The sequence below is a fragment of the Pseudomonas sp. NMI542_15 genome (genome assembly GCF_021283425.1).
Taxonomy (GTDB): Bacteria; Pseudomonadota; Gammaproteobacteria; order Pseudomonadales; family Pseudomonadaceae; genus Aquipseudomonas; species Aquipseudomonas fortuita.
Genome location: NZ_JAJSRO010000019.1, coordinates 117,142 through 129,844, shown reverse-complemented (window position 1 = coordinate 129,844; position 12,703 = coordinate 117,142). Strand labels below are relative to the sequence as shown.

The following is a 12,703-nucleotide window of genomic DNA, read 5'->3' as shown; positions in this document are numbered from 1 at the left end:
GTGTGTTTGGCGACTGCCAATTTACCTGCTTCCCTGACTGTCAACTCGCTCTTCCCCCAGACTCCGCGAAGAACCAATTTTATGCGGTGGTACAACAACGAGCACCGACATAGCCGCATCCGGTTCGTCACACCGGCTGAGCGGCATCGAGGGCTGGACCATCAGGTCTTGGCCCGGCGACATGAGTTGTACGAACGAGCCAAGGAAAACAAACCGGAGCGGTGGTCAGGCCGGACGCGTAACTGGGAACCGATCGGCACCGTGTTGTTGAACCAGGATCGAGAGCAACAGAACGAGAAAATGGCGGCATAGTTAGACGGTTGACGCGACAACTACCTTGAAAAATGCCGTCATGGTAGCTAAGCTAGCACCCCACTAACAATATCGCTATCAGCACATACCGCACCCTGTTCGAACTAATGGATTGTGATGGACACACCAAATAACTCACTGTATGAGGCAACCCATGAAAAAGCAATTAAAAATAATTCTGCTCGCGTCCCACCTGGCTCTGTTTGGCGCGGGAGTTGGGCTAGGGATCTATATACTTCCGATTTTGACAGCACAAGAAAACGCCACCATCGCCGAAATTGAAGAAGTGCAAAAGGTGGCAAAGTATAGCGGAGAGTTCAAGAAAGATCAGAAAGGCAGCGACGCCCTTCACTGGGCGAATGGACAACTTTTTGTTACGGATAACGAAATTGTATTTAAAGGTGATGTAGCACCTGGTCCAGACTACAAAATTTACCTGACAAAGAAACAAGCCACCGACAAAGAATCGTTTTTGGACATAAAGAAAGAAGCAATTCTGATTGGCGAATTGAAAAACTTCGGGAATTTCAAGAAAACCATTCCTGCAAGCGTCAACGTCAACGAGTTTACAACGGTCCAAATATGGTGCGAGCATTTCTCTAAGTTCATCGGCTCCGCAAAATATCAGTAAACAAGCTTAAACTTGGATCTTGCCTGTTCACGAATAACATGCGCCTCATGCCAATGGAAATTAAAGTCTTGCCGGGCATGAGGCCTCCCCTCCACGTCTAGATTCTTGAAGTCAAAATTGACCTCAACCGACCCTCAGACACTGACTACGATGCCTGCATACCCTGAAGCGGTTCACCAGATGGGCTTGCGACAGAGATAAGTACGCGCCAACCTCAGATGCCGCTAAGGCTCTATACGCCGCCTTATCGGAATGGGTGGAATTTTGCGCGCGAGCGTCTAATGTTATCCAAGAGCGAGGGCTCTGATTAGTCCCGTCTCCCATGAAGATTCGCAGACTAAGACCCCTATTAAATCTGTAACATTTCGCTAGTTAAACGTTCATAGTGGAGATAAATAAAATGATTTCTTTACTGTGGGGTGAAATTAACCATATCGACAATGTTAGACCCATAGACGATGAGGACCTGCCATGTCTAAATGAAATATTTGAAATATTGAAAAAGCACAACTGCATAGACAGATTTGGCGTGGCACTACTGCACAAACACTTTGATCTACAAGAAGATGAGGTGCTTCTGGAAACAACCGATGTGGATGGGCGCGAACAGTGGATCAGGCCGATTAAAGAAAGTTACTTAAAAGAAAACCGCATTGAAGCGCAAACAACCCTCGTATGTTACTCCGATGCAGGCCTGTCTCGGATGTGTGTTTGCGCGCGAGGGCCTGATGGTCATATAGGAAGACATGCCAGTACTCCAAGCATGGACTAAGTGTCAAAAATAGCTGGCGTGATAAGCGCAATGGAGGGAGCGTGGAGTGGATAAATATTGCCTCGGATGCCGTGAAAATTGGTATGGGAGCGTTGATCGCTGGAATGTTTGGCTATCTCGTCGCGCTGACCAATACTTCGGCAGAGACCAAAAAACTTCATATCACTAAAAAACAACTGCAGCTGGATAAGGTTATAGAAATACTCAATTCATTCCATAAAAATTATGCACACTATAGAGCCAATGTAAGAAATTACACAGGGCGGTTACAGGAGCTGAGTGCAACACGGTTATTGAATTGAAGCTGGAGCATCATGCCGCATAGCCATAGCTTCCTGCATCACCTCGTCCATAACCTCGATCGGACACTTGAAGTCGAAGCGCTTACGGGGGCGCATGTTCAGTTGCAGTGCGATGGCATCCAGTTCCTCCTGGCTATGCACCGACAAGTCCGTGCCCTTGGGCAGGTACTGGCGGATCAGGCCATTGATGTTTTCGTTACTGCCGCGCTGCCAAGGGCTGTGCGGGTCGCAGAAGTAAATCGCCACCCCGGTCTGCTGGGTGATTTCAGCATGCCGCGCCATTTCTCGGCCCTGGTCGTAGGTCATGCTCTTGCGCATCGCCAGCGGCATGCCATTGAGCGCTGCACTGAAGCCTTCCATCGCCGAGGTCGCCGTCGCGTCGTTCATCTTCACCAGCATCAGGTAGCCACTGGTGCGCTCCACCAGCGTACCTACAGACGAGGCGTTGGCCTTGCCCTTGATCAGGTCGCCTTCCCAATGCCCTGGCATCAGTCGGTCTTCGATCTCCGGCGGACGTACATGAATACTGACCCTCTCAGGGATCTGACCGCGCCGATCCACGCCGCCAGAGCGCGGCCTGCGCATCGTCTTGCTTTGGCGCAGGCAGATGATCAGCTCTTTACGCAGCTCGCCGACTGGCAAGGCATAGATCGCGTTATAGATCGTCTCGCGACAGACGTAGGCATCTCTGAGGCTGGGAATATTCATGCTGCGCAGCTTGCCGGCAATCTGCTCGGGAGACAAACGCTCACGCAGCATATGCGCCACCAATTCGAAGCGCTCGCTACCCGGCAACAGCTTTTGCTTCGGTCGACACACCTGACGGCGGGCCTGCATCTGCTGCTGGGCCACGCGGGCCGAGTAGCCGCCACAGGCATCTCGATTGCGGCGCAGCTCCCGGCTGATGGTCGAAGGGGATCGGTTGATCAAGCAGGCAATCCCGCGCAGGCTGAAACCTTGGGCATGACCGATTTGAATGGTGGCGCGCTCTTCAACGCTGAGTTCGGAATAAGACATAGGGACAGCACCGTACCGGAAAGGTCAGGTGTTGCACTCAGTTTTCGCCGCCGCCCCCTTATTATCACTGCGAGGTGAATAGCTTTTCTGCCAATTGATTATGCCAATGCGATTCTCTTCGCCGAAGATTTCGTCCATGAGCATGCCAAGTCTAAATAGTTCCCTATGATCAATACAGATAGCCATAACCCCGCCTGGGGTTAGCATCTCACGCATCATCCAGATTCTGGGTGTCATGAAGCGCAACCATTTGCTGTGCTTGGACCCATCATCTTTAGGAACTACATCGCCGAGATCTGGATCGTTTGGATCCTTGTCCCACTTGTCGTTATAGCGGAAGTCCTCGCCGGTGTTGTACGGCGGGTCTGTTACTACAAGATCAACTTGACCACGATATTTATAGAGCGTGACCATCGCAGAAAGGTTTTCACCGTCCCAGATCTCATTCTCTGACTGGGCGGTTTCCTCTCCAAAGGATACTTTCTTGATAATACGATGCAGCTTCGGCTTGACCTGGCGGATGATCTGCCAGGGAGCAGCCCGCCCGGTGTAACTCATAACGATGCCATTCTTGCCAGCATCGGCAAGCGCCGCATCATGCTCCTGCAGCATACGGACCAAGGCGGCCCTCGGCAGTTGTTCGTAATCCATGCTTGCCCCTTGAATTCGTGCGGCGGCACCGAAAAGCTGAAAATTCTAGTACCGCTCGTGGATGCTTCACCATCCCTAGGGTGGCGAGTGTACTTGTGAACGTATTGATTTGGCTGTTAAACCGTTGAAAAAGACGGATCAACTGAGTTCCAAACGGGCTGCGTACTGGCTGGCAGATGCGAATCCGGCGCACGCCGCTCCCTTCTGGGCTCAAGCCCGCGAAGCGGGCATAAAGAACCCGGCCGAGGCCGGGATCCTTATGGGCTTATGGGCCGGCGTATTGGTCTGCCCAGTCCAAAGCCGGTGCCACGGGAGCTTGCACCTCCTGAGGCCAGGTTTTGGAGCCCACTGCAAATCGCCCGTAACCCATTAAAAGATAGCTGGGCATCCGACGAAAAGAGCACCAAGGCACCATTACCCTTGAGCTACAGCGCCGCTACGGGGCACCAGTTTGATTTCAACGCGGCGATTTTGGGCGCGACCCTCGGCGGTGTCGTTGGGGGCAATGGGCGAGCTGGAGCCTGCACCAAAGGTTTGCAGGCGCGAAGGATCGACGCCATTGCTGCGCAAAGAGAAAAAGGGGACTGATTTATGTGCGCCAGGCAAAGCTTGGTCGCCTGGGAATGACGGCGCAAGCCGTCACGAAATGGCGTAAGAAACCCAGCGGGTATGACCCCCGCCCGGTAAAGGTTAGCCACCGACCGGAAGCGAGTCTTGCGTGGTGACCGGGTAACCGGCGCTGCGAAGCGTAGACAGCAGAAAAGGGGATTTATTTTCCCTACTCTAAAACGGCCGCTGTTGGCCGATTGCTGCCTGTCGTGGACGACCGTTTAACTTCAAAGCCTGACTGGATTGCAAACTGCTGACACGCGTAGATTCTGTTTTCGACTCGTTTAATGCCGTCGATGCCAGGCCATAAACAGAGAGGAAACAACCGCTCGAAAATTCGAGCCATAGACTCTAGAGCCAGTGGGTAGTCGGAGTCATGTTCCTGCAACCATCAAATCCAGATTCTGCACCGCCGCTCCAGCGGCTCCCTTCCCAAGATTGTCAAACACCGCAGCCAACAAAACCTGCCCCGTCTCATCATTTTCACACACCACCAATCGCAAACTATCAGTCCCGTTAAGCGCCTGAGGATCAAGGCACGTCAACCCTTTGGCCTCCTGCATCGACATCACCTGTACATGGTCCGCATCGACGTAGTGCTGCATAAGACACGCATGCAACCGCACCGCATCCACGCCCGGCGCCAACAAGCGAAGTTGCAACGGTATGGTCAGCACGATCCCCTGCCGAAAAGCCCCATAAGCCGGCACAAACATCGGCCGCTCCATCAGACCGCTTTGCTGCTGAATCTCCGGAATATGTTTGTGTGCCAGCCCCAGACCATAAACCTGAAACGCGGGCGCCTGTGATGCGCCCTCTCCCTCATGCTCTTGCACGCCAACGCGCCCTTTTCCGGAATAGCCCGACACAGCATGAATGTTCGTCGGATAGTCCCTGGGCAGCAACCCGGCCTCCAGCAATGGGCGCAGCAGCCCTATCGCCCCCGTGGGATAGCAACCGGGATTGCTGACCCGCCGTGCCGTGGCGATGCGTTGGGCCTGCTGCGAGTTCATCTCCGCGAAACCATAGGTCCAGTCTAGATGGGTGCGGTGCGCCGAACTCGCATCGATCACCCGAACGGCGGGGTTTTCGATGCTCGCTACAGCGTCGCGTGCGGCTTGGTCGGGCAAGCAGAGAATCGCGATGTCGCAGGCGTTGATGATTTCGGCGCGACGTTGCGGATCCTTGCGATGTTCGGGGCTGAGCGTGATAAGCCGCAGATCGGTCCGGTCGCGTAGACGTTGATGGATTTGCAACCCGGTGGTGCCTTGGTCGCCGTCGATGAATATAAGAGGACTTGCCATGGAATGCTCTCGGACATAGGAAATCAGGAGTTCCAATCTTCAGTGAGGGGCTAAGATAGGAAAAGTTGAATTTCTAAACGATGAAATTCAGCTTTTCTGAATAAGGAGTGACTCATGCGCGAAATCAGCCTGGACCGTCTGCGCACGTTGGTGGCCATTGCCGACCTGGGTTCGTTTGCCGAGGCGGCCCGTGTGCTGCACCTCGCGCCACCCACGGTCAGTTTGCATATTGCCGACCTGGAGTCGCGGGTTGGCGGAAAGCTGTTGTCGCGCACACGTGGGCGCATTCAGCCTTCGGCGATTGGAGAAACGCTGGTGGAGCGCGCGCGGCGCCTGTTGGCGGATGCGGAGCAGGCGCTTGAGGACGTGGAGCGTCAGGTGCAGGGCTTGGCCGGGCGTGTGCGGCTGGGTGCCTCCACAGGGGCCATCGCACAGTTGATGCCGCAAGCTTTGGAGACGTTGGGCCAACGCCACCCCGCTATCGATGTGCAGGTCGCGGTGCTCACGTCGCAGGAAACTTTGAAGAAGCTTGCCGAGGGCTCTTTGGAGATCGGTCTGGTCGCGCTGCCACAGACCCCGGTGAAGGAATTGCGGATCGAGCCATGGCGGCGGGACCCGGTCATGGCCTTCTTGCCGGCTCGCTGGGAATGCCCGGATGTTGTGACCCCCGGTTGGCTGGCCGCCCAGCCATTAATTCTGAATGACAAAACTACTCGGCTTTCGCGCTTGACCTCGGAGTGGTTCGCCAGTGATGGACGGCAGCCCACGCCGCGTATTCAACTGAACTACAACGATGCGATCAAAAGCCTAGTGGCGGCCGGTTATGGTGCGACGTTGTTGCCGCATGAAGCCTCCACGCCATTGCCCGATACCAGGATCGTCATGCGGCCATTACAGCCCTTATTGTGGCGTCAACTTGGTATTGCCCACCGTGGTGGGGACGTCGAGCGGCCTACGCAACATGTGCTGGATGTGTTGTGGGGGTTGAGTGCGGGCTAGGGCGATGTTGTCAGAGAAAGGACCGCTTTCGACCCGGTCATACGGTGATTGAGGTCCCAGGCGTCAGCTACCGCACCTGAAGCCGTCGTTCATCGCTCCAAAGCCGGTGCCTGTCTCCGTTCGCCCAGGCCAGGGTGTCGTAGTACTTGTGCAGCAGCTCGGTAATGGCGGCGGTGTCGTCGGTCATGGGGTTTCCTTGGGGTTGGCGGTGAGGACTGCCTGGACGCGTGCTTGCAGCGCGGGCAGCACGTCTTGTTGGAACCAGGGGTTGCGCACCAGCCAGCGATTGTTGCGCGGGCTAGGGTGAGGCAGGGGGAACGCTTGCGGCCAGTGCTCGCGCCAGGCTTCGACCACCCGGGTGAGCGGCGTCTTGCCAGTACCGAGGTGGTAGTCCATGGCGTAGCTGCCCAGCACGATGACCAGCGACAGGCGCTCGAAACGCTGCATGAAGGCTTCGCGCCAGGCGGGGGGCGCACTCCGGGCGTAGCGGCAGGTCACCGCTTTTGCCGGTGCCCGGATAACAGAAGCCCATGGGCAGAATGGCGATGCGGGTAGGGTCGTAGAAGGTGTCGCGGTCCACGCCCAGCCAGGCGCGCAGACGCGCGCCGCTGGCGTCGTCGAAGGGCACGCCTGAGGCATGGACCCGGGCCCCCGGTGCTTGGCCGGCGATGAGGATGGGCGCACTCGGGTGAAACTGGAAGACCGGCTGCACGCCGTGTGGCAGATGCGGTGCGCAGCGCGTGCAGGCGCGGACGTCGGTCAGAAAGGCGTCGAGTGTCGGCATGGCGCGCTTCCGGAAAGGGTGGCTCGCGCAGGACGGAGGTGCCATCCTGCGCGAAGCGTAACCCGGCAGCAAGTCAGTGCTGGGTCAGTGTCGGATAGCCCTGGATGAATACGCGGTCGGTCTTGGCCGCCGGCACATGGCAGCCCATGCAGTCGGCTTCGTAGCTGACGGCGACATTCTTGGCGGGGGCGTCGGCCTTGAACAGCGCCCAGCCCCAGCCGTCGCCCCACAAGGGGTTGCTGGCGAAACGGCCTTTGGCGTCCTAGACCATCACGAACCACACGGCCGCATCGGAACCCCAGACCACAGGGTTGCCAGTGGTCATGGCGCTGGTTTCGAGCTTGCGGATCTCTTTCACCAGCGTGGCGCCGTCCAAGAACTTGCCGGTCTTGCGGTAGTGCTCGGCCGAGGCCTTTTCGGTGTACACATCGTGCAAGCCGCGAGAGGCGGATTTTTCGTCCAACACCGCATATGAGCCCAGGTGGACGAAGTTTGTGCGGAAGTCTGTGGGGCGGCTGATGCCGCCCTGGCTGTCCACATAGGGCGAAAAGTCGCCGGCCGTGACGGCCAGTGGCAGGACGAGGGCGCTGGCGAGCAGAGCGCCGGTGAGTGCGATTTTCATCGTGTTCTCCTTATATGCCTATGGAGATCAGACGGCGACCACGGGGAAATCCACCGTGGTGTCGGCGATGTGGTTGGTGTAGTTGGTGAGCGTGTTCAGCGCGACGTTGGCGATCACTTCCAGTATCAGGCCGTCGTCGAGCCCCGCGCGGCGGTAGTTGGCCATGGCGTCGGCCGACACCACGCCGCGTTGCTCGACCAGCGCGCGGGCAAAGCCGGCGATTGCATCGTCAAGTGCGTTGGCCGCCTGGCCGGTGCGGGCCGCGGCGATGGCCTCTGCCGACAGTCCGGCACCTTTGCCGATCAGGGTGTGTGCGCTCAGGCAATACTGGCAGCGATTGGCTTGACCGGCAGCGAGCGCAACGATCTCGCGCTGGGAGGCATTCAGGCGGCCGGTGCCCAGCGTTTCGGACAAGCCGAGGTAGCCATTGAGCGCCGCCGGCGCGTGGGCCAGCGTGGCGAACAGGTTCGGCACCATGCCAAGCTTGGCTTTGACGGCCTTGAGTGTGGCAGCGGTAGCGGCGTCAGCGGTGTCGATGGTCAGGGGGGCGATTTGGGTCATGTCTATCTCCGTAGTGGGTGAGGTGCAAGAGCACGTGGGCATGATCGCCCTTTGTTTGGTACGATATGGCACGTAAAGTATCAAATACGTAACCTATCGTCTTATATGGAGAGTGGAATGGCGGATCGACTGGCCGGCTTGCTCCGGCACTACTCGCTTTCGGCGCGCGTTTTTCACAGCGGCGCCTTCTGTGGGCAGCATCATTACGCGGCGCCGCATGGCTATATCCATCTGGTGCGGCGCGGCCCGATTACGGTGCGTTCGCCCGTGCATGAAGATCTGCTGGTTACCGAGCCGAGCCTGCTGTTTTATCCGCGCGTGGCGTCGCATCGTTTTGTCGCCGCCCCCGGCGATACCGCTGAGCGGTTGTGTGCGGAGGTCGACCTGGGCGCTTCGACGGGCAATCCGTTGGCCATGGCCTTGCCGTCGATGCTGCTGATTCCGTTGGCGGACTTGCCCGGCCTCGGGCCGACGCTAGAGTTGCTGTTTGCCGAAGCCGAGCGCGACCAGTGCGGTCGGCAGGCCGCCATCGACCGCTTGTGCGAGTTGCTACTGATCCAGTTGCTGCGTTATCTGATGGATGGGCGGCTTGGCGCCACCGGACTGCTGGCGGGCCTGGCCGACCCGAAACTCGCGCGCGCCATAACCGCCATGCACGATGCGCCGCAGACCGCGTGGTCGCTCGAGGCGCTGGCGGCGAAGGCGGGCATGTCACGCGCGCGCTTCGCCGCCGCGTTCAAGGACGCGGTGGGCGTCACGCCGGGCGACTATCTGGCCGACTGGCGGATGAACGTCAGTTGCACCCTGCTCAAGCAGGGGCGGCCGGTGGCGGTGGTGGCCGACCGCGTCGGCTACGGCAGCCCGAACGCTCTGGCGCGCGCCTTCCGCGTGCGCATGGGCTGCGCCCCGCGCGACTGGCTGGCGCAGCAGCGCGGTGACGCGGCGCTCAGCGGTTCGTGAGTTTGAGTTCGATTCGCCGGTTCTTGGCGTAGGCGGCGCCGGTGTTGCGCTCGTCGAGCGGGTGAAATTCGCATCACGCCGGAACAACTGGCGGAACTCCAGGTGGCGATCCGTCAACGGCTGGTCAGTCTGTTCGTGCGGCGCGGCCGGCTGGACAAGGCTGAGTCAGTGGCGCAGGTAGCTGGATGACGCTGTCCCGCCCTGAGCCGACGCTCACAGGCGGGGATTTCCAGTGTCGTCATTGTCGGCTATTGGCCGGCAGCAGCCCGTCGTTGCCTGATGGATCCAACCCCTCCGCTGCTATAGTGCAGTCGGCTTCTGACGTTCAGTGCAGCCGTCTTCTGAAAACGACAGGTTGAACGCCAAAGAGGGGGCGGGAGCGCTGCAACCGGAGCAGCGTCAGAGCCTCCAGAATCGCCCACACAACGCGGAAGCTGTCAGTCAGGGGGCAAGCCTACCTTGGCACCAGAAACGCGCCCAGGAGGCCGCAGGGGGCGATTTTGGCCGCTGCAACTGTCCAACCTTGGCCGGGCCTCGCCGGGCCGAGTGGGGCGGCCTTCGACCAGGGCGGGCCGGCGACCGTCCGTCGGGCATGGAGGGGACGATAGAGAAAACGGACAAAATCGTACGCTAAGCGTGCGGCCTGTCAGGTTGAGGCCCTAGAGGTTGCAGGCGAGTCGTCAGAAAATGCTGGAATCGGCCCTATTCTGACACTGCCCAAGGTTCCGGCCTGACGCCCAGTTAGGGCATAGCTCAATATGACACATGGCTGCAAATCGCTAATTTTCCAACTATAAAGAGCTATGCTCTCAAGAAGCGGTTGCGCTAACCGATACAGTATAAATTGGGACCCAAGTATTATTTTATTTGCACAAAGGTAATGATTATGTTTTTCAATAAAAACAAACAACTGCTGGACACAGAAAATAAGCTCTCAGAACTACAGTGGCAGCTTGATTCAATAAATCGAAATGTCGCGGAAATCAGATTCAGGCCAGACGGGAGCGTAATCTATGCGAGCAATATCTTTCTAGAGATGCTTGGTTACAAACTCGAAGAAATAGCAGGGCAGCACCACAGAATTTTCTGCGAAAAGAATTATGCTAGCACAGCTGATTATTCGCGCTTCTGGCAGAAATTGGCTGACGGCCATCCTCAATCAGGTTTATTTAGGCGGCTGCGCAAAGACGGTAACTCAATATTGATTGAGGCTACTTATATTCCAGTTCAAAATCAAGATGGAAAAGTTATTGAAATCATTAAGATTGGCTCAGATGTCACTCAGAGAGAAAACGAGTTACTCTCACTAAGAGCCGTCCATGCAGCCATCTCCCGCTCGATGGCGGAGATCGAGTTCACACCTAACGGTGACATCCTGCATGCAAATGAGAATTTCCTCCGTGCTATGGGTTATCGCCTCAGCGATATCAAGGGTCGACACCACCGAATGTTCTGTTTCGATAATTTTTATCAAGAAAATCCAAATTTTTGGCAGAGTTTAAAGGGAGGAACTTTTTTAAGCGGGCAATTTGAGCGCAAGACCGCATCGGGAGAGACCATCTATCTTGAGGCCACCTACAACCCCGTCATTGATGAAGCCGGCCAGGTTGTGAAAGTGTTAAAATTTGCCACCGACGTCAGCTCGCAGAAGCATAAGGCTGATGAAATCCGTCAAGCCGCAGAGCTTTCCTTCACCACCGCCGAGGAGACATCTCAAATTTCCGTGCGGGGCATGGAGTCCCTTGCTAGTTCAATTGAATTATCTCAGAGCACACTTAATTTAATAAACGGTGCGGTTATTTTGATTACACAGCTAAATGCTCAGGCTAAAGATATCGAGAAAATTGTTACCACCATCCAAGGCGTGGCAGAACAAACTAACTTACTAGCACTTAACGCCGCAATTGAAGCTGCCCGAGCGGGTGAAATGGGCCGAGGCTTTGCTGTAGTAGCCGACGAGGTTCGTCAGTTGGCAGCTCGAACTAGCAGTGCCACCGTGGAAATCCAGAATGTGGTAACTGCTAACGGAAAGCTTACTCAGCAACTGAATATAGATATGAACAGCATCGCTAGAAGCGCCGAAGAAAACAACGATCAGATCGCAACTGTAACAACTATTATGCGTGAAATCAGTGACGGTGCAGACCATGTTGCCCGTACCGTATCGACGTTGTTCAAAGACAATAGCTAGTGTCCAGTTTTAGGCAAAATCAGGATCGGAACTTCGAGCCGCAGCGCTACAGAGCCAGAAGCCCAAACTTGGTGACGGCCATCGTGCTATGGAACACGATGTATCTGGAGCGCATCACTTGGGGCTGGTCGAGGCAAGTCGGTGGGCGGCGAGCTGCTGCAATACCTGTTGCCGCTGGGCTGGGAGCACATCAACCTGACTGGCGATTACGTCTGGCGGCAGAGCCGCAGGCTGGAGGTCGGGAAGTTCAGGCCGCTACGATTGCCCGGAAAACCTTAGCGTACGATTTTTTCCGAATTCAGCGGGCACCCCCTCCAGGTGGGCTGACTTCACTTGATCTGGCACTGCCACTGCGACAAGAGCGGGTTTCGCGGTCTGCTGCCGCTTCCATTCCTTGAATACCGCTGAGCAAGTATTCATGTCAGCCCGCGCCCGACCCCGGACATCGCTCACAGTTGGAAACTTATCGACGCGACCCAACTGGTCATACAGCTCTTCAATCGCGGTGATGATCCGTGCGCGCACATCGGGGTTAACGGGTGACAGTTCCATGCTCAGCTCCAAAAGAAAAACACCATAAGAATAATAATAATATTCTTATTATTATTATGCAATGGTTCTCAAATTAAGAAAGCCCAGTCTGCGTTTGCTGAAAAACCGCTCCCACTCTGATCTCACACACTCGGCGAGTAGGCGGGGCGCCCCGATACCTGGACGGCAACGGGGCTCACGCCTGCGTAGAGGGTTCTGGGAATGGAGGTAGGTGCAGGGGGAGGCAACAGAGTGATGATCAAGCTAATCGTCGCAACAGACAGCATGAGCAGTTGAATGATTCGGTCGTACATGTGAAGGCACTCCTGGGCCTGGAAGATGACTGGAAGCTTGCCGTCACGACCGATTCGAAATCCTCTTGGGTTTTTTCCGCCCGAATCGGATTCGTCACGACGCTGGCCAGGTCAATCATCAACCGCTCAAGAACCCACACATT

At 56.6% G+C, this 12,703-nt stretch carries 12 protein-coding genes and 6 pseudogenes; 9 read left to right on the top strand and 9 right to left on the bottom strand.

The window, feature by feature from the left end; all coding sequences use genetic code 11:
* The 4 genes and pseudogenes from LU684_RS23315 to LU684_RS23300 form a co-directional block, all read left to right on the top strand.
* Positions 1-312 (top strand): annotated as a pseudogene (locus LU684_RS23315) (hypothetical protein); the annotation flags it as partial.
* Between the two features lie 154 nt (positions 313-466).
* Positions 467-943 (top strand): DM13 domain-containing protein, encoded by a 477-nt coding sequence (locus LU684_RS23310; protein WP_011711661.1) that lies wholly within the window; start codon positions 467-469, stop codon positions 941-943.
* A gap of 400 nt (positions 944-1,343) precedes the next feature.
* Positions 1,344-1,715, top strand: coding sequence for a hypothetical protein (locus LU684_RS23305; RefSeq protein ID WP_052959448.1), 372 nt, complete (start codon positions 1,344-1,346; stop codon positions 1,713-1,715).
* 41 nt (positions 1,716-1,756) lie between these two features.
* Positions 1,757-2,017, top strand: coding sequence for a hypothetical protein (locus tag LU684_RS23300; protein ID WP_047296649.1), 261 nt, complete (start codon positions 1,757-1,759; stop codon positions 2,015-2,017).
* Here LU684_RS23300 and LU684_RS23295 read toward each other — a convergent pair.
* From LU684_RS23295 to argC, 4 genes and pseudogenes are all read right to left on the bottom strand, one after another.
* Positions 2,006-3,034, bottom strand: coding sequence for an IS30 family transposase (locus LU684_RS23295; RefSeq protein WP_003465026.1), 1,029 nt, complete (start codon positions 3,032-3,034; stop codon positions 2,006-2,008). The genes LU684_RS23300 and LU684_RS23295 overlap by 12 nt on opposite strands.
* Before the next feature lie 24 nt (positions 3,035-3,058).
* A complete protein-coding gene (locus LU684_RS23290) occupies positions 3,059-3,685 on the bottom strand; it encodes a DNA methyltransferase (RefSeq protein WP_003465024.1) in 627 nt (208 codons plus the stop codon).
* Positions 3,686-4,099: 414 nt separating this feature from the next.
* Positions 4,100-4,255 (bottom strand): annotated as a pseudogene (locus tag LU684_RS23285) (OmpA family protein); the annotation flags it as partial.
* A 413-nt stretch (positions 4,256-4,668) separates the two neighbouring features.
* Positions 4,669-5,598, bottom strand: a complete 930-nt coding sequence (gene argC, locus LU684_RS23280) for an N-acetyl-gamma-glutamyl-phosphate reductase (RefSeq protein WP_049275860.1) — start codon at positions 5,596-5,598, stop codon at positions 4,669-4,671.
* Between the two features lie 114 nt (positions 5,599-5,712).
* On the opposite strand from argC, the gene LU684_RS23275 reads away from it, so the two are divergent.
* Positions 5,713-6,597, top strand: coding sequence for a LysR family transcriptional regulator (locus LU684_RS23275; RefSeq protein ID WP_003465017.1), 885 nt, complete (start codon positions 5,713-5,715; stop codon positions 6,595-6,597).
* Between the two features lie 183 nt (positions 6,598-6,780).
* On the opposite strand, the gene LU684_RS23270 is transcribed toward LU684_RS23275, so the two are convergent.
* The 4 genes and pseudogenes from LU684_RS23270 to LU684_RS23255 form a co-directional block, all read right to left on the bottom strand.
* A complete protein-coding gene (locus LU684_RS23270) occupies positions 6,781-7,044 on the bottom strand; it encodes a uracil-DNA glycosylase family protein (RefSeq protein ID WP_003830781.1) in 264 nt (87 codons plus the stop codon).
* A gap of 61 nt (positions 7,045-7,105) precedes the next feature.
* A pseudogene (locus LU684_RS30825) lies at positions 7,106-7,381 on the bottom strand (uracil-DNA glycosylase family protein); the annotation flags it as partial.
* 73 nt (positions 7,382-7,454) lie between these two features.
* Positions 7,455-8,003, bottom strand: a pseudogene (locus tag LU684_RS23260) (cytochrome P460 family protein).
* 27 nt (positions 8,004-8,030) lie between these two features.
* Complete coding sequence (locus tag LU684_RS23255) at positions 8,031-8,564, bottom strand: carboxymuconolactone decarboxylase family protein (protein ID WP_020309197.1); 534 nt, start codon at positions 8,562-8,564, stop codon at positions 8,031-8,033.
* Positions 8,565-8,681: 117 nt separating this feature from the next.
* Between LU684_RS23255 and LU684_RS23250 the strand changes: the two genes are divergently transcribed.
* The 4 genes and pseudogenes from LU684_RS23250 to LU684_RS23235 all read left to right on the top strand — a co-directional run.
* Positions 8,682-9,524, top strand: a complete 843-nt coding sequence (locus LU684_RS23250) for a helix-turn-helix transcriptional regulator (RefSeq protein ID WP_049275859.1) — start codon at positions 8,682-8,684, stop codon at positions 9,522-9,524.
* Positions 9,525-10,404: 880 nt separating this feature from the next.
* Positions 10,405-11,169: pseudogene (locus LU684_RS30820) on the top strand (PAS domain-containing protein); the annotation flags it as partial.
* Between the two features lie 87 nt (positions 11,170-11,256).
* Positions 11,257-11,715 (top strand): methyl-accepting chemotaxis protein, encoded by a 459-nt coding sequence (locus LU684_RS30815; RefSeq protein WP_255260238.1) that lies wholly within the window; start codon positions 11,257-11,259, stop codon positions 11,713-11,715.
* A 20-nt stretch (positions 11,716-11,735) separates the two neighbouring features.
* Positions 11,736-11,994: pseudogene (locus tag LU684_RS23235) on the top strand (Tn3 family transposase); the annotation flags it as partial.
* On the opposite strand, the gene LU684_RS23230 reads toward LU684_RS23235, so the two are convergent.
* Positions 11,971-12,267 carry a DNA-binding protein gene (locus LU684_RS23230; protein WP_232891616.1) on the bottom strand — a complete coding sequence of 99 codons (297 nt, stop codon included), beginning with the start codon at positions 12,265-12,267 and terminating at the stop codon, positions 11,971-11,973. The pseudogene LU684_RS23235 and the gene LU684_RS23230 sit on opposite strands and share 24 nt — an antisense overlap.
* Between the last annotated feature and the right edge of the window lie 436 nt (positions 12,268-12,703).

Coding starts and splice junctions, on each gene's coding strand:
- LU684_RS23310 (WP_011711661.1), top strand. CDS start 467: ATGAAAAAGCAATTAAAAATAATTCTGCTCGCGTCCCACCTGGCTCTG.
- LU684_RS23305 (WP_052959448.1), top strand. CDS start 1,344: ATGATTTCTTTACTGTGGGGTGAAATTAACCATATCGACAATGTTAGA.
- LU684_RS23295 (WP_003465026.1), bottom strand. CDS start 3,034: ATGTCTTATTCCGAACTCAGCGTTGAAGAGCGCGCCACCATTCAAATC.
- LU684_RS23290 (WP_003465024.1), bottom strand. CDS start 3,685: ATGGATTACGAACAACTGCCGAGGGCCGCCTTGGTCCGTATGCTGCAG.
- argC (WP_049275860.1), bottom strand. CDS start 5,598: ATGGCAAGTCCTCTTATATTCATCGACGGCGACCAAGGCACCACCGGG.
- LU684_RS23275 (WP_003465017.1), top strand. CDS start 5,713: ATGCGCGAAATCAGCCTGGACCGTCTGCGCACGTTGGTGGCCATTGCC.
- LU684_RS23270 (WP_003830781.1), bottom strand. CDS start 7,044: ATGCAGCGTTTCGAGCGCCTGTCGCTGGTCATCGTGCTGGGCAGCTAC.
- LU684_RS23255 (WP_020309197.1), bottom strand. CDS start 8,564: ATGACCCAAATCGCCCCCCTGACCATCGACACCGCTGACGCCGCTACC.
- LU684_RS23250 (WP_049275859.1), top strand. CDS start 8,682: ATGGCGGATCGACTGGCCGGCTTGCTCCGGCACTACTCGCTTTCGGCG.
- LU684_RS30815 (WP_255260238.1), top strand. CDS start 11,257: ATGGAGTCCCTTGCTAGTTCAATTGAATTATCTCAGAGCACACTTAAT.
- LU684_RS23230 (WP_232891616.1), bottom strand. CDS start 12,267: ATGGAACTGTCACCCGTTAACCCCGATGTGCGCGCACGGATCATCACC.